Origin of the sequence: Chengkuizengella marina, from assembly GCF_009910845.1 — a bacterium.
Classification (GTDB): domain Bacteria; phylum Bacillota; class Bacilli; order Paenibacillales; family KCTC-33759; genus Chengkuizengella; species Chengkuizengella marina.
This window is the reverse complement of the sequence record NZ_SIJB01000012.1, coordinates 40,308-56,387: the sequence shown is the minus strand read 5'-3', so window position 1 is coordinate 56,387 and position 16,080 is coordinate 40,308. Positions and strand designations below refer to the sequence as shown.

The 16,080-nt window shown below is 33.0% G+C and carries 17 protein-coding genes and 1 pseudogene; 6 read left to right on the top strand and 12 right to left on the bottom strand.

Annotated elements, in window-relative coordinates:
- The first annotated feature begins 306 nt into the window (after positions 1–306).
- Both ERL59_RS04585 and ERL59_RS04580 read left to right on the top strand, forming a co-directional pair.
- Positions 307–873 carry a hypothetical protein gene (locus ERL59_RS04585; RefSeq protein WP_160644994.1) on the top strand — a complete coding sequence of 189 codons (567 nt, stop codon included), beginning with the start codon at positions 307–309 and terminating at the stop codon, positions 871–873.
- 229 nt (positions 874–1,102) lie between these two features.
- Complete coding sequence (locus ERL59_RS04580; RefSeq protein ID WP_160644992.1) at positions 1,103–1,252, top strand: YjcZ family sporulation protein; 150 nt, start codon at positions 1,103–1,105, stop codon at positions 1,250–1,252.
- Between the two features lie 236 nt (positions 1,253–1,488).
- On the opposite strand, the pseudogene ERL59_RS21385 reads toward ERL59_RS04580, so the two are convergent.
- Positions 1,489–1,587: pseudogene (locus ERL59_RS21385) on the bottom strand (YolD-like family protein); the annotation flags it as partial.
- Positions 1,588–1,727: 140 nt separating this feature from the next.
- On the opposite strand from ERL59_RS21385, the gene ERL59_RS04575 reads away from it, so the two are divergent.
- The gene (locus tag ERL59_RS04575; protein WP_160644990.1) at positions 1,728–2,174 is read left to right on the top strand and encodes a hypothetical protein; all 447 of its coding nucleotides are present in this window, start codon (positions 1,728–1,730) and stop codon (positions 2,172–2,174) included.
- A 202-nt stretch (positions 2,175–2,376) separates the two neighbouring features.
- Here the strand turns inward: ERL59_RS04575 and ERL59_RS04570 are convergent, their stop codons facing one another.
- From ERL59_RS04570 to ERL59_RS04560, 3 genes are all read right to left on the bottom strand, one after another.
- On the bottom strand, positions 2,377–2,844 hold the full coding sequence (locus ERL59_RS04570; protein ID WP_160644988.1) for a hypothetical protein: 468 nt from the start codon (positions 2,842–2,844) through the stop codon (positions 2,377–2,379).
- A 253-nt stretch (positions 2,845–3,097) separates the two neighbouring features.
- Positions 3,098–3,547, bottom strand: a complete 450-nt coding sequence (locus tag ERL59_RS04565; RefSeq protein ID WP_160644986.1) for a hypothetical protein — start codon at positions 3,545–3,547, stop codon at positions 3,098–3,100.
- Positions 3,548–3,971: 424 nt separating this feature from the next.
- Positions 3,972–4,448, bottom strand: a complete 477-nt coding sequence (locus ERL59_RS04560; RefSeq protein ID WP_160644984.1) for a hypothetical protein — start codon at positions 4,446–4,448, stop codon at positions 3,972–3,974.
- A gap of 294 nt (positions 4,449–4,742) precedes the next feature.
- On the opposite strand from ERL59_RS04560, the gene ERL59_RS04555 reads away from it, so the two are divergent.
- Complete coding sequence (locus ERL59_RS04555; RefSeq protein WP_160644982.1) at positions 4,743–5,204, top strand: tyrosine-type recombinase/integrase; 462 nt, start codon at positions 4,743–4,745, stop codon at positions 5,202–5,204.
- On the opposite strand, the gene sufB is transcribed toward ERL59_RS04555, so the two are convergent.
- From sufB to sufC, 5 genes are all read right to left on the bottom strand, one after another.
- Positions 5,201–6,598, bottom strand: a complete 1,398-nt coding sequence (gene sufB, locus ERL59_RS04550) for a Fe-S cluster assembly protein SufB (protein WP_160644979.1) — start codon at positions 6,596–6,598, stop codon at positions 5,201–5,203. The genes ERL59_RS04555 and sufB overlap by 4 nt on opposite strands.
- 146 nt (positions 6,599–6,744) lie before the next feature.
- Positions 6,745–7,167, bottom strand: a complete 423-nt coding sequence (sufU, locus tag ERL59_RS04545) for a Fe-S cluster assembly sulfur transfer protein SufU (protein ID WP_160644977.1) — start codon at positions 7,165–7,167, stop codon at positions 6,745–6,747.
- Positions 7,154–8,380 carry a cysteine desulfurase gene (locus tag ERL59_RS04540; RefSeq protein ID WP_160644975.1) on the bottom strand — a complete coding sequence of 409 codons (1,227 nt, stop codon included), beginning with the start codon at positions 8,378–8,380 and terminating at the stop codon, positions 7,154–7,156. The genes sufU and ERL59_RS04540 overlap by 14 nt, the downstream gene beginning before the upstream one ends.
- Positions 8,377–9,678: a Fe-S cluster assembly protein SufD gene (gene sufD, locus ERL59_RS04535; RefSeq protein WP_160644973.1), complete on the bottom strand. Its 1,302-nt coding sequence runs from the start codon at positions 9,676–9,678 to the stop codon at positions 8,377–8,379. The genes ERL59_RS04540 and sufD overlap by 4 nt, the downstream gene beginning before the upstream one ends.
- A 16-nt stretch (positions 9,679–9,694) precedes the next feature.
- Positions 9,695–10,528, bottom strand: coding sequence for a Fe-S cluster assembly ATPase SufC (sufC, locus tag ERL59_RS04530; RefSeq protein WP_160644971.1), 834 nt, complete (start codon positions 10,526–10,528; stop codon positions 9,695–9,697).
- 267 nt (positions 10,529–10,795) lie between these two features.
- Between sufC and ERL59_RS04525 the strand changes: the two genes are divergently transcribed.
- Positions 10,796–11,371 (top strand): TetR/AcrR family transcriptional regulator, encoded by a 576-nt coding sequence (locus ERL59_RS04525; protein ID WP_160644970.1) that lies wholly within the window; start codon positions 10,796–10,798, stop codon positions 11,369–11,371.
- Positions 11,372–11,644: 273 nt separating this feature from the next.
- On the opposite strand, the gene hcp is transcribed toward ERL59_RS04525, so the two are convergent.
- From hcp to ERL59_RS04510, 3 genes are all read right to left on the bottom strand, one after another.
- A complete protein-coding gene (gene hcp, locus ERL59_RS04520; protein WP_160644969.1) occupies positions 11,645–12,934 on the bottom strand; it encodes a hydroxylamine reductase in 1,290 nt (429 codons plus the stop codon).
- 274 nt (positions 12,935–13,208) lie between these two features.
- A complete protein-coding gene (locus ERL59_RS04515) occupies positions 13,209–13,511 on the bottom strand; it encodes a YunC family protein (protein ID WP_160644968.1) in 303 nt (100 codons plus the stop codon).
- Between the two features lie 139 nt (positions 13,512–13,650).
- The gene (locus tag ERL59_RS04510) at positions 13,651–15,177 is read right to left on the bottom strand and encodes a putative bifunctional diguanylate cyclase/phosphodiesterase (protein ID WP_160644967.1); all 1,527 of its coding nucleotides are present in this window, start codon (positions 15,175–15,177) and stop codon (positions 13,651–13,653) included.
- A 286-nt stretch (positions 15,178–15,463) separates the two neighbouring features.
- On the opposite strand from ERL59_RS04510, the gene ERL59_RS04505 reads away from it, so the two are divergent.
- A complete protein-coding gene (locus ERL59_RS04505) occupies positions 15,464–15,889 on the top strand; it encodes a hypothetical protein (RefSeq protein ID WP_160644966.1) in 426 nt (141 codons plus the stop codon).
- Positions 15,890–16,080: the final 191 nt, after the last annotated feature.

Below are 16,080 nucleotides of genomic sequence, written 5' to 3'. Positions count from 1 at the left end.
TCTAATGGATTTGCTTGGACTCTTATCTATTGGCTGAAATGAAAAAAGCCGTTTAAACTAAAATTTTATTTTCAACTTACGTATTGATTCCAGCATTTGGATTATTATCTAACTAATAAAATAGCTTGTTTTGGATCAACAGGCGAGACATAAAAAAACTAATGGAAAAGTCAATGTAGTTTATATTAATTCCAACTACATATTACACTGGCATTAGTGGATATTCCTTTATATAGTACACACGTCCAATCAAAGCTATACAATTGTGAATACCTTAATAAAAAAAGTAAAAAGGACGTGTTAGTTATGGGATTTTTTAATGAATCCAAGTGTGACTGCTGCGTATGTCCGATGCAGTGTGTTTTGGAACAATTGAAAAGTAATATAATAACTATTGCAACAACGACTGATGTAATAAATGATGTAATGCTTATAGACGTTAATGATTTTATTGCTGTTACCTCAGATGGTAATTTTCCAATATGTAATATTTCTGGTGTTGATTTCTCTGGTGTTAACATTGACATCAAATTAAAACCAATACAAAAAAGCTCGGGAAGATGTTCGTGCTGTGAAGACCCTATTACAAATTTAGCAAAATCTTTGATTGGACAGGAAGTAGACATTGAATTCTTACCTCAAATGGGTCAAGGCACCATTGTTAATGTTGGTGAGGGTATTATTGACTTTCAAGTTTTTGTTATTTCTTCTTGTTTTACCACTAGAATCATAACAAATAGTCAGCAACAGGCTGTTGAAGCATCTAGTGGCTCAATTTTTGGTCGTCCGTTCAAAAGAACCCACCAACAACCTAAGACAGTGGGAAATACACTAATTTCTGCTATTCCTTACCCTGACAAGAGCACAATTTAATATTTACAAAACAAGAATCAAAATACTAATATAAAAATATGATGGATCAAGAGAATAAATAACACTAGAACTATTGCAGCATCTGTAGTAAATCTACTGTAGAAAACCTCACTATTTTATTGTGGGTTTTAATCTATGAAAAAATGTGTACTTGCCCTTGGACACCTGTCAATCAGAGTAGATTATTTATCATAGTATATAGTATGTCAAACAGAAAGGAGGGGTTAACATGAGTGGACACAGTGGTTCTGGAGCTGCGTTAGTTCTAGTCCTTTTCATTCTTTTGGTTATTATTTTAGTTGCTGCAAGTGGACGTTCGAGATATACTACAGGATTTGCTGGGGATACCAGGCAGCCAACTGGTTGTGTATTGCTATAGTATTAGTTCTAGTACTATTCATCCTTTTAGTTATCATTCTTGTTGCTGCAACGTTCGAGATATCAAGCAGTTGCTAACCCCACCCCGACGTAGGGTTTATTATGTGCCATGGGATTTACTTCCGCACTATATTCTTTGCCCCACTCCATAAACCCACTAGCATTGATTCTGATAACTGTTGAGAAATAATATTTACCTCTTTTTCGGTAAGTTTTTGTTTCGTTTTTCTATTTCTATCTTTTGATAATAGTTATTAATTCTTTATGTTCGGGTAGCATCATCCTGCTTGATTCCCACATCGTGTTTGATCCTTCGGTTAGTTTGTTTTCTTTCAATTGCTTCACCGCTATTAGATCCTATTATATAGAGGTACAGGAGATACGCAAGAGCACAGCTCTTGATAACAGGTACACACGTCCAGTCAAAGCCACACAATGATGAATACTCTAATAAAAAACTAAAAGGGCGTGATTTCATGGGTGTTTTTAATAGAACAATCTGTGATTGTTGTGTGTGTCCAATGCAGTGTGTTTTAGAACAATTGGTAGGTGAGACATTATCTTCTATAGGTACTTTTATCAATATCTTAAGTGACGTTACAATAGATGAGGTTACAGATTTTATAGCATTTACATCAGAAGGAAGGATTCCAATATGTCAAATTACATTTATACGACTAGTACCAATTAAGCAACTTAAATTGAAACCAATTCGTAAAAGTAAAGGAGAATGTGCTTGTTGCGAAGATCCGATAACTAATTTGTTAAGTAGCTTTAAAGGGAAAAATGTAACAGTAATACCACTTACACCAGAAGGGTTTATTCTATCTGGAACTGTTATTGATGTAGGTGAAGGAATTGTAAATTTAAATAATTTGTTCTATACATCCACATGTGCAATAACAAAAGTAACTCCTCAATAAAACTTCCCCACCAGCTTTACCAGTGGGGATTTTTCACGCTATTACAAACGGGATTCGATTGCTTTTTTTAGTTTTTACTAATATAAGAGTTTTGTGTAGATTTTGTACTTTTCTCTGCTTTTTCTACTCTTTAGTGTTCCGAGTTTAAGTCCATACTTTTCAGCTAATGTTTTTACTTTACTTTATTCTAATTTTCTTTCTATTAATTAGTGAGTATGAAAGATATAAAACAACTAGATATAGCTACGTTTTGATTTTCTTCTTCCACAATCACAAGTCCTTGCCCTACATCCCCTATTGTTCCTTCCACTGTTTGATCAAAAAGTCTAATAGATACTTCCTTACCTCTTGGTAATGAGTTCGTGAAATTGGTTATGGGGTTTTCGCAACAAACACATTCTCCTTTGTTATTTTTTTGTATTGGTTTTAAATTTACTGTAAATTGTTCATCTTTTAAAGATCTGATAGTAGTTATATTACAAATAGGAATAGTTGCCTTTTGACCACCAAATACCTCACCAGAAACAATAAAATTTTTCACCTCCATAATTGGAAAACAAAGAGAACCACCAAAGGTATTAAAAATAATTTCTTTCCCCGTTAATTGCTCTAAAACACATTGCATTGGACCAACACAACAATCACAGATGGTTTCATCGAATCTACCCATGACATTACCTCCTCTTAAAATATTTTTAAGATAGGTTATGCAATAAACGTATTCTTTGATTGGATGAAAGAACTATTTTTATAAAAAATTATTTTTTTATTGTGCAGATTGTTATCAATAATGAGTTTACTTATTTATCACCCTGCTTCCCTCCCCTAGCACACTAGATGATATTTTCCCAACAAAAAAAGCGCTATATCAGCGCCATACTTGTTAACCGTTTAATCATAAAATTTTATTTTCAAACTGTGATCTATACTATGGTAGCTTTTAGGCTTCTGGATCCGACAAAGATACTTGCACCACTTATATTTGATACCAATGTACATACTACATCATACTTATTTATTCCAGGACTTGGATCGTTATCTACTAAAGGAAGGTTTGGAAAGTTTGTATGTCTTCCTGTAGATCCAGCTGGTACATAGTCCATTTCATCATTGATCAATGCAATACGAGTGCCATTACGTAGGAGCTCAAAGCTCACTTCGAAAGATATAGGGATACCCCCATCTCTTACAGCTATTTGAGCCATTGAATCTAGTAATACCTTTGTTTTCTGTGGTTGTTTGACACATACATCAACGGAAAGCACAACTGTTGGATCATCTAGAAGAAGAATTACTTTTGGATCACCAAAATTGTATGGATCATCTACTGAAACTGTATTATCTACTACAAAAGGTACTTTCTTTAATCCCATAAACGTACCTCCCAACTTCTTAAATTACCCGTTCATCTTATCTTATGATTAATCTAATGAAGTTGCTTGGACTTTTATCTATGGGCTGAAATGTAAAAAGCCAACTGTTATATTTTAATTGATATTTGGGATAATATTATTAAAGCAAGTTGTCTGTATTAGTCCTTATTAAGAGTAATCTTAGTAGGGACTTTCTTTTTATCATCCTGCTTCCCTCCCCTAGCAACAAGTGGATGATATTTTCCATCAAAAAAAGCGCTAATTCAGCGCCCGTCCTGTTAACCGTTTAATCATAAAGTTTTATTTTCAAACTATCGTGAAACTCCTTAAAATACCCCTTATTCCAACATTACTTCATTCTGTTCGCTATACCCTTGACAGACCTCGAGTAATAATAGAACAACATAAGGAGGTAGTAAACTTCTTAATAAATAGCAACCAATGTTCTATCATATAAAGTCGCTGTTGATGATATCATAACAGGTGGATCTGGATCTAACAATTTAGCTTTCACTTGATAACAATTAACTCCTGGATCTGGAGTTTCATCACAAAACGTAAAATTCGGTTGAGTTTGTTGGGTAAAAGCTAAATCAACCCCACCAACAGGAGGGGCTTCAAAGCTAATAATCATCTCATTTCTTGATGTTATTGTTGACCCTATCTGCTCATCATTTCTATAAAGCTTAAATTCAACAGTAGCGTTAGGTTGTGCATTATTAGGTGAAATAGAATCACGTGACTCGAGCACTTCATCAACCGACCAATCCAATTTCACCGGTTTATTTTTATCCAGTACACACACTTTTATCTCTAGAATGACTTTTTCTTCATCAACCTTTAATTTAACGGTATCATCTCTAAAATAACAGATTTTCTCTGTATCTTTTTTTAAAGCCATAAAATACCCTCCCAACTTCTTAAATTATCCGTTCATCTTATCTTTATGAATAATCTAATGTAGTTATGGGTGAAATGTAAAAAAAGAGCGCTGCATGCGCCCTTCCTTTTATCTCATAATATAATAATTCTAAAGATTTGATATATTTTATGGTCAAATTTTGGTCAAAAACGGTCACTTTTTTTAAGAGAATTTTAAATAAAAAAAAATTTAGTACTTTATCACATACAGATAAATAAAAATCACTTAATAAAGGAATCTAAAGCTGACTATAACACAACCGATCTTAAAAAGATGCTCCAAGATCGTGAAATTAAACTTGATAACTACATAATCAAGCTAATAAAACGACATAAAATCAATCAAAAAGAAATGTACTTAAAGTATGAAAATTATAAACATACAACTGATAACATCATTTTCCACCAGCATGATGGTAGATGGCTTCGCACTAATGTAGTTCGTGAATATTTTAAGGAAGTATGTAAAAGAGCAGAAGTTCCTATACTCTCTCCCCATGCGTTACGTCATACCCATGCTGTGCATTTATTAGAAGCTGGCGCAAATATAAAATACGTATCTGAGCGACTAGGACACGCAAGTGTAAAAATCACAGCAGACACGTATTTACATGTAACTAAGAAAATTGAAGATGATGCTTTAACCCTCTATGAGCAAAATGTTCAAATACAAAGGGGGCAAAAAACGGGCATACCCCACTTTCAGATCAGAAAACCCTTGATACATAAAGGTTAACCAATACTTCCTTCCATTTCGAACTTGATCAATCGATTCATTTCAACTGCGTATTCCATCGGAAGTTCCTTAGTAAATGGTTCAATGAATCCCATTACAATCATTTGTGTAGCTTCAGATTCAGTTAATCCTCTACTCATTAAGTAGAATAATTGATCCTCAGAAACCTTAGATACAGTTGCTTCATGTTCTAATGTAATATTATCATTTTTGACTTCGTTATAAGGAATTGTATCTGATGTAGACTCATTATCTAAAATCAAAGTATCACATTGGATATTAGCCTTAGAACCTTCAGAATTCCTTCCAAATGAAGTTAATCCACGATAAGTTACTTTACCACCATGTTTACTGATGGATTTAGAGACAATTGTTGAAGTGGTGTTTGGTGCAAGGTGAGTCATTTTTGCACCTGCATCCTGATGTTGTCCTTTTCCTGCAACAGCAATGGATAATACATTTCCTTTTGCACCTTCACCTTTTAATACAACTGCTGGGTATTTCATTGTTAATTTTGAACCGATGTTACCATCTACCCACTCCATCGTAGCATTTTCTTCTGCTACTGCACGTTTTGTAACTAGGTTATAAATGTTAGGTGCCCAGTTTTGAATCGTTGTATAACGGACACGAGAATCCTTTTTACAAATAATTTCTACAACGGCACTATGAAGTGAGTTAGTACTATAAACAGGTGCCGTACATCCTTCAACATAATGAACGAAACTTCCTTCATCGGCAATAATTAATGTACGTTCAAATTGTCCCATGTTTTCAGAGTTGATGCGGAAGTATGCTTGTAGAGGAACTTCACATTTTACTCCTTTTGGTACATAAATGAAACTACCTCCAGACCATACTGCACTATTTAATGCTGCAAATTTATTATCTGCTGGTGGAATAACTGTTGCAAAATGTTCTTTGAAAATCTCTGGATGTTCCTTTAACGCAGTATCCGTATCCATAAAAATAACACCTTGATCTTCTAATTCTTTTTGCATGCTGTGGTATACAACTTCAGATTCATATTGGGCTGAAACCCCTGCTAAAAATTTTTGCTCTGCTTCAGGAATACCTAATTTATCAAATGTTTCTTTTATTTCTGAAGGAACTTCTTCCCAAGTTTTCCCTTGTTTTTCAGAAGGCTTTACATAATATTGGATGTCATCAAAATTCAATTCATCCATATCACCGCCCCATTTAGGCATTGGCATTTTTTCAAATTGTGCTAATGATTTTAAACGGAAATCTAACATCCACTGGGGTTCATTTTTTTGGCGAGAAATTTCTGTAACAATTTCTGCTGTTAATCCTTTACCTGTTTGGAATATTGCTTTATGTTCATCTCTAAAACCATATTGATATTCTTCCATTTCCGGCATTTTTTTAGCCATTACATTTACCTCCTTAAAATTTTTTAAGCTTAAATGCTAAACCTAACTTTTAATATAACGTGCCACAACTAGTATTTTTTTATAATCTGAGCTACAAAAAGTTGAAATAAGTTTCTAATCTCTACTTTACTTTTTTGGGTATCATCTTATTTATTATTCTCTTCAATGCCTTTTCTCATTGCATTCCAAGCAAGAGTAGCACATTTAATACGTGCAGGGAATTTATTCACCCCTGATAAAGCTTCAATATCTTCATATTCAAACTCAGGTGTTTCACCTTTCATTAAATCAGAAAAATCATCTGCCATTTTTAAAGCTTCATCTAGTTTTTTACCTTTAATCGCAGCTGTCATCATGGAAGCAGAAGCAAGACTAATGGAGCAACCTTCTCCTGAAAATTTAGCGTCATTTACAATTCCATCCGCAATTTGCATTTGTAATGATATACGATCCCCACATGTTGGATTGTTTAAATGAACGGTTACTGCACCTTCATCTAATTCACCACGATTTCTCGGGGTTTTATAATGGTCCATGATCACTCTTCTATATAAATCATCCAATTTCATGACCAAAATACTCCTTTGTTTTTACTAAAGCATCGATCAATCGATCCGCATCTTCTTCTGTATTATATAAATAGAAACTTGCTCTAGCTGTTGCAGAAACATCCAACCACCTCATAAGTGGTTGGCAGCAATGATGTCCAGCTCTTACTGCTACCCCTTCAGAGTCTAACACAGTTGCAACATCATGTGGATGAACATCTCCTAAGTTAAAAGTAATTAAACCTGCTCGATTATTTAGCGGTCCATAGATTTGAATATCTTCGATTTCCTTCATTTTTTCCAAAGCATATGCTGCCAGTTTCTTTTCATGTGCTTCAATTTCGTCTAAACCAATGTCTTGTAAGAAGTCAATCGCAGCACCTAATCCTACTGCACCAGCTATGATTGGAGTACCCCCTTCAAATTTCCAAGGTAGTTCCTTCCAAGTTGATTCATACAAATCAACAAAATCAATCATTTCTCCACCAAATTCAATGGGGTCCATTTTTTCCAACAATTCTTTTTTCCCATAGAGTGCCCCAATTCCGGTTGGTCCACACATCTTGTGAGCAGATAAAGCATAAAAGTCACAATCCAAGTCTTGGACATCCACTTTTTTATGTGGTGTGCTTTGTGCTCCATCAATGGAAATGACTGCACCTTTACGATGAGCAATTTCTGCAATTTCTTTAATCGGATTTACAACCCCTAGAACGTTAGATACATAAGTCATAGCTACAACTTTGGTATTATCTGTAATGACTTCCTCAGCATCTTCTAAACGAATGGAACCATCAGATTGCAGGGGTATATATTTTAAAGTAGCCCCCGTCGCTTTGGCTGCTTGCTGCCATGGAATTAAATTACTGTGATGTTCCATTGGCGTTATTACAATTTCATCACCAGGGTTACATACCTGTCTAGCATAACTTCCAGCCACAAGATTAATGGCTGTAGTTGTTCCTCTTGTAAAAATAATTTCTTGTGTAGACTTGGCATGAATGAATCGGGCAAGTTTTTCCCTAGCCCCTTCATATGCATCCGTTGCTCTAGTTCCTAGCGTATGAACACCACGATGTACATTAGAATTATCGTATTCATAATATTTCTGTAAAGCTTCTATTACAGGAATGGGTTTTTGAGAAGTTGCCGCGCTATCCAAGTATACTAGTGGATGGCCATTGACTTCCTGATTCAATATCGGAAATAATTTTTTTATCTCTAGAGCGTTCATCGTTCAAGTTTTCCTTCAATTAGAGCTTGTAGCTGATCGGCAACTTGCTTAATTGGAATTTGAGATACAACAGGTGCTAAAAATCCATAAATAATTAATCTTTCTGCTGTTTCTTTTGAGATTCCACGAGACATCAAATAATAAATTTGATTTTTATCTACTTGACCAACACTTGCTGCATGACCTGCTGTTACTTCATCTTCATCAATTAATAACATTGGGTTTGCATCACCACGAGCGGTAGGACTTAACATTAATACTTTTTCAGTCTGCTCTCCGTTTGCATTTTTAGCACCATGTTCAATTTTAGTTACTCCATTAATAATCGCAGTTGAATTATCATTCATAACCGCTCTTGTAATCATGTCACTATCTGAGCTCTTACCAAAATGAGTCGCGTTTGTCGTGATGTTTAGTTTTTGATCATTAGTACCAATACATACAATTTTTGCATCGGATGTAGAGCCGTTCCCTTTTAAAATAGAACTTGTATCAGACATACAATTTCCATCATTCATTTCTCCAATAATCCATTCAATACTTCCGTCATTTTCGACAACCGCTCTCCGGTAGCTAAGATCTGTGATCTTGCCATTTAAATTATGAAGTGTTGAAAACTGCACTTTTGCTCCAGGTTTTACAAATACCTCAACGATGCTATTATGAACTAAATCGTTCGCAACTCCCTCAGAAGTTACATGATCTACATACGAGACTGAACTATTACTTTCAGCAACAATTAATACATGTGGTGAAAAAATAGAAGTATCATCTTCATTCAAAAATAAAACTTGTAAAGGAATCTCAACCTGTACATTTTTAGGAACGTATAAAAATACCCCCCCAGACCATAGTGAAGTATGGATTGCTGTTAACTGATTTTCATCCTTCTTCACAGCTTGCATAAAGTATTTCTGTACTAACTCTGAATGTTCTTTAGCAGCTGTTTCTAAGTCTGTAAAAATAACTCCTTGTTTAGTAAGTTCATCAGATAAAGTTTGAAAAACAACATTTGAATTTCGCTGTACTAACAAATTATCTTTTTGATCTTGCAAAGATGTTTGGAATTTTTGAGGTAAATCAGCTAAAGATTTTATAGAATCTGATGATTTATATTTTCCGTAAGAATCAATGCTCCAACGGTTTAAATTTGTTTTTTCTAATTTTGGGTAGTCCAATTGGCCAGCTAATGTCAAAGCTTCTAAACGAAGACTGGATAACCACTCTGGTTCATTTTTGCTTTTTGATAAAGCTTGAACTTCACTTTGGTCAATTGGAAGAATGATTTGAGTTGTCATACAAAATTCCTCCTACTTATTTGAACTCAGGTGCCACTGTATTCATTGGCATTTTAAACTCTTCTTCTTCTTGACCTACAGTTTCATCTTCAATGCCTAATTCTTCTTTAATCCAATCATAACCTTCGCTTTCTAAACGCTCTGCTAATTCTGGACCACCTGATTTAACGATTCGACCTTGCATCATTACATGTACAAAATCTGGTGTAATATAGTCAAGTAAACGTTGATAGTGAGTAATAATTAAAAATCCTCTTTCCTCACTGCGCATATTGTTTACACCATCTGCAACAATTTTCAAAGCATCAATATCAAGACCAGAATCAACTTCATCTAAAATAACAACACTAGGATCTAACATAGCCATTTGTAAAATTTCGTTTCTCTTTTTTTCTCCACCAGAGAAACCTTCATTTAAATAACGGTGCATGAATTCAGGATTCATTTCAAGTTCTCCCATTTTACCTTCCATTTTACGAATGAACTTGATCAATGAAATTTCATCGCCTTCTTCACGTTTGGCATTAATAGCACTACGCAAGAAATCGGCATTCGTTACTCCTGTGATTTCACTTGGATATTGCATTGCTAAAAACACACCCGCTCGTGCTCTTTCGTCAACTTCCATCTCAAGCAAATCTACACCATTTAGTGTTGCTGTTCCTTCCGTTACTTCATATTTTGGGTGTCCCATGATTGCTGAAGCCAAGGTACTTTTACCAGTACCATTTGGTCCCATAATAGCATGGACTTCGCCACCTTTAATTTCAAGATTGATCCCTTTTAAAATCTCTTTGTTTTCGATAGTCGCTTTTAATCCATCGATGACAAACTTTGGTGAATTGCTCATTTCTAATGTTCCCTCCAACATCCTTTTATTTTTAAAATGAAAACTATATAATAATAGTTCTCAAATGATTCTCAATGATTCTCAATGATTAATTTTATTATAACTTAACCACTCATTGCAATAAAGTCTTTTTTTATATTTTTTATACATTTTTGTTTAGAAAGTACTTGTACTTTTCATTTTTATGTAGAAATTAATAAAATTGAAACTTAAATAGTTAACCTATATAATAAAAAATAAGCCCATATAGGAAGGAGTTAGGAATTTTTGGATAAAAAGTTATCTACTAAAGAAAAAATAATCAATGCTTCTCTTGAGTTATTTTCTGAGAAAGGATATAAAGCAACAGCAATAAAAGAAATTGCAGAAAAAGCAGAATTAAAAGAACTAACCGTTTATCGACATTTTGGTAAGAAAATAAAAATTCTTGAGCAGATTAACAACATGGTCACAACTCCTCTTCCACTAATTGTTAATTACCTTGAGAATGAAGCTGTATATAACTTAGAAGAAGATTTATCTAAAATTTTAACTATAATTGAAAGAGAGCTTAATAAAAATAAGCAGATCATCAAATTCATCCTTAGAGAAAAAATTAGCCTTCCAGATAAATATATGAATGGGAAAATTTTAGTCAAATATTTTGATACTATGAAAGAAAAAGGAAAGATTAAATCTTTTGAATCTGATTCAATAAGTTTATTATTTTTTTCAAGTATCCTAACATCTTTTATTTTAAAAGAACGATTTAAAGATGAACAAATTGCATCGTTAATTTCAAGTGATACATACAAAAAAACGATAGTGAGACTTTTTACAGAAGCTCTTTTAATTAAACAATAAAAATTTAACTGGAACAAAAGCTCCCACATCCTTATGGCCTAATTCAGCACATTTATGAGCTGACAACAATAGCATTCTGTCTAAGAGAAAGACTATACCCTTAGTTTTTTCAAACTTACATTTTAACAATTTATATATTCTTACTAAAAAACTACAAGTTAAATGAACTTCTAACTTGTAGCTTTATTTTTAAACTAAATAATACTATATCATGAGGCAAACATCAATTGATTATTATATATTATATTTTTGATTAGTGATACTCTGGAAAGTCTAATTCACTAACATTTCTTTCATGTCTTCTTGAACATTACCTGTGAGTTTTAAATTAAATGCATTTTGTAGTACATTTAATACCCCTTCTGAAATAAACTCAGGTGGTTTAGGTCCTATTCGAACATCTTGAATTCCTAAACTAAATAATCCCAATAAGATTGCTACTGCTTTTTGCTCAAACCACGATAGGACTATGCTTACTGGGAGTTCATTGACATCACATTCAAATGCATTTGCTAATGCAAGTGCTATTTTCACAGTAGAAACTGAATTATTACATTGCCCTAAATCTAAATATCTAGGAATGTCTGTACCAGGTACTGTTCCATAATCCACATCATTAAATCTAAATTTCCCGCAAGATGTTGTTAAAATAACTGTATCATTAGGTAAAGACAGTGCTAACTCACGATAGTATTCTCCACCCGTTCCTGGCGCATCGCAACCTGCAATCACAAAGAAACGTTTTATTTTACCATCCTTTACAGCTTGAATTACTTCTGGAGCCAGTCCAATTACCGTTTCATGATGATAACCAGTGGTTAATGTTTCATCTGAATGGACATTTGCTTCAGGCAATTCAATCGCTTTTTCTATCAAAGGTTGAAAATCATTTCTTTCTATTTTATGAACACCTTCTAAGCCTGCTATATCATAAGAAAAAAATCGATCATCGTAACTTCCTTTAATTGGCATAACACAATTGGTAGTAGCTAAAATAGCACCTGGGAATTTCTCAAACAAACGTCTTTGATCAAACCAAGCCTTTCCAATATTTCCTTTTAAATGAGCATATTTTTTTAAATGAGGATATCCATGAGCAGGTAACATTTCTGAATGAGTATAAATATTTATTCCTTTACCCTCTGTTTGTTTTAACAATTCTTCTAATGCTAACAAATTATGTCCTGTAACTACAATACATTTACCTTCAATTTTATTTTGAGTAACCATCGCAGGCTCAGGAATCCCTAGTCGATCTGTATGTGCTTTATCTAACAGTTCCATTACTTTAATAGCTGCTTTACCTACCTTCATAGCCATATCAATATGTTCTTGTGTATTAAAATTGGAATTTGTTAATGTCATATATAACGCTTCATGTGTTGTTTGATCTACAAAAGAATCTGTATATCCTAGTTGATGAGCATGAGTTCTATATGCTGCAATACCTTTTAAAGCAAAAATAATGGTATCTTGTAAACTTGCAATTGTTTCATTTTTACCACATACACCAATTACATTACATCCACCTGATGGCGTTTGTTCACATTGATGACAGAACATTCCACATCTCTCCCTATCCTTTAGTATGGTATCAATTTACTTTAAAATGACATTCATGTATGTGACAAATGTCACAATAAAAAGGATATAAAAGGAAACTTTACGAAAATTTTATAATAAAATTCACACCACAATTATGTAAAAATTTACAAACGATACTTTTTTCTCATAAATAAACACATATGAAACAATAATAAATAAAGCAAAGAACCTTCATAACCACTGGTGTGTGGTTTATTAGGTTCTTTGGAAATTGGCGTTTTATTTTCTTCACCTACATCATTTTACGAATAGCCTCACGACCTGATGTACCTGCATAAATTCCAAGCTTCTCTGCTCCATAAGTGACAGATTCCATAGGAGCATCTAATAGTTCTTCTAAAGTGCGAACTCCTGTCGCTCTACCTGCTATAATATTTCTATCCTTTAGCTTTTCATTTAATAAAGCGACATCCAATGCACCGCACATAATATATCCTTTATTTGTAGTAACAACTAACAATGTAGTTTTTGGCAGCTTGACTTCTATACCTGTTGCAACCAGATCATCAATTATAATGGGTTCAACTCGAAACATTGGCATGCAACTCCTTACACTTTCTTGATGCTAATATATGTTTAGATTCATAAGACAGTGCGAGGATAAATACCTATTATGTACCCCAAAAACAAATCTCACACCCCAAAAAATGAGGTTGATTCTTTGCAGGTTGTTTTTAACCAAAGTTATTTTTCAACAACTTTAATTGTAATTGTTGCGCTGTAACAGGTGGACTAAAAAAGTAACCCTGTACAATTTTACAACGATTATTATTTAAATAAGATAACTGTTCAGCAGATTCAACACCCTCAGCTATCACTTCAAGATTTAAATGATGTGCCATAGAAATAATTGTGGAAACTATAGCTGCATCATTTGGATTTTTTTTAATATCTCTAACAAATGATCGATCAATTTTCAACTTATGTATTGGAAAGTTCTTTAAATAGTTAAGAGAGCTATATCCTGTCCCAAAATCATCTATACTGATTTGCACCCCTAATTTCTTTAACTTTTGCAAAGTAGTAATTGCTCTATCAATATCTACACTCATACTCTCTGTAATTTCAATATTTAAAAATTGAGGGGCCAACCCCGTTTCTTCTAATACTTGTGTGACCATTTCTACAATATTTGGCTGGAGAAAATGCCTGGTTGAGAGATTAACAGAGATTGGAATTTTAGGAAGTCCTTCATTTTGCCATGCTTTATTTTGTTCACAAGCTGATTTAATCACCCAATTTTCGATATCTATGATCATTCCACTTTCTTCTGCAATCGGAATAAAATGACTTGGAGATACAAGGCCTTTTATAGGATCATTCCAGCGTATTAGTGCTTCAACTCCGACGATTTCATTGTTATCAGTATTTATTTGTGGTTGATAATACAATACAAATTCTCCATTTTCAATCGCACGTCTAATATCATTTTCCAAATTAAATCTTTCCAAGGATGTATTATTCATCGAAGAAGTATATATTTGAACATTGCTCTTACCTTTTTCCTTCACATTATATAATGCAATATCAGCTTGTTTTATCAATAAATCAGCATTTGCATTGTGGTTATATATTGAAATACCAGCACATGCAGAAATGTGAATGTTATGATTTTGGATCGTATATACTTCTTCCATAACTTGAATTAAATGAAATGCTTTTGATTCAAGTTCCTCTGATTTATTTAACCCGATTAAATAAATAGAAAATTTATCCCCTTCTATTCGTGCTACAAAATCATTTTCCGTAATACATCGGTTTAGTCTTTCAGCAATTTGCATTAATAAAATATTACCGAAATCATGACCTAATGAATCATTTATTAATTTAAATCTATCGATATCTATTGTCATTACAGCTAAATTGGTTTTATTCTTTTTAATATGATAAATGACTTCATCTAATTGTTTTTGAAAGAGTCTTCGATTTGGAAGTCCAGTTAAATCATCATAATAAATGAGCTGTTTTATATTGTCTTCTGTTTTTTTTCGCTCCGACTTCATAATTAGATCTAACATTTTTTTAATATTTTTGGTATCCCTTATATAAAAAGATACTAAAATGAGTATTGTAACAATTGAAAATGAAAATAATAACCAAAATCCACCGCTCATGATTGTCCATACATTAACTAGAAAAATATATAATAGAATAATTAGAAATCTCTGTGTATTTATGCTTCTTTCTAGTTCTTTTTTCATGATTACACTGACACTCCTCTATTATTAGGAAATAATATTATAATGAGAAAATTGACAATAAGGTCCCTAAATACTGCCACGTCCATGTTAACAAATACTATTCTCCATAAATCTACAAATTCCTGCTATTTTCCTTACATAATTTGCCTTCAAAATGACGTCATAATTTGAAGGATAAATAAAATAACAACAAATTTTCTAGTTAATGGACAGGGATAAGTTGATTTTTTAAACCATAAATGTTATTTATTAATATGTTAAATAAAACATTTTAGAGAGGTAAATTATGAATTCTGAAAATAACCAACTTACGAATGACAGTACTGAAGTAAAAATAAAACATTCGGGTCTAGGAATCGCATCTTTTATTATTGGTATCCTTTGTATTATATTGGCAGTTGTCATGATTATTTTACTATCCGTATCTGTCAATGATATATACATTTCTGATGAGCCCACAGAAGAGGAAATACTAGAGTTAGTCTCTAGTCAACCTTTATTCATTACATCTATATTAGTTATACTGATACTCTTGTTCATTCAAATCATTGGAGCCATAATCGGAATTGTCTCTCTATTTATTAAAAATAGAAAAAAACTATTCCCTATCCTTGGCACCATATTGAATTTACTTCCTATTTTAGCTACTGTTGTTCTACTCTTACTTTCTATTGTCATAGGAACTTATTCTACCAGTACTTATTCCTCATAAGAAATGACACTAGCTTATCTTTGCTCAAATTAATACTTCCTAAGTAAAATTGTACTTCATTCAAACTCTTTCCCATTGTGGAGAGAGTTTTTTAGGATTTTCCAATGACATCATAAATATAACGTTTAGACATATTGATGCTTAAAAAACTTAATATTTGTCAAGTTCTAGAACATAAACAGAATTATAAG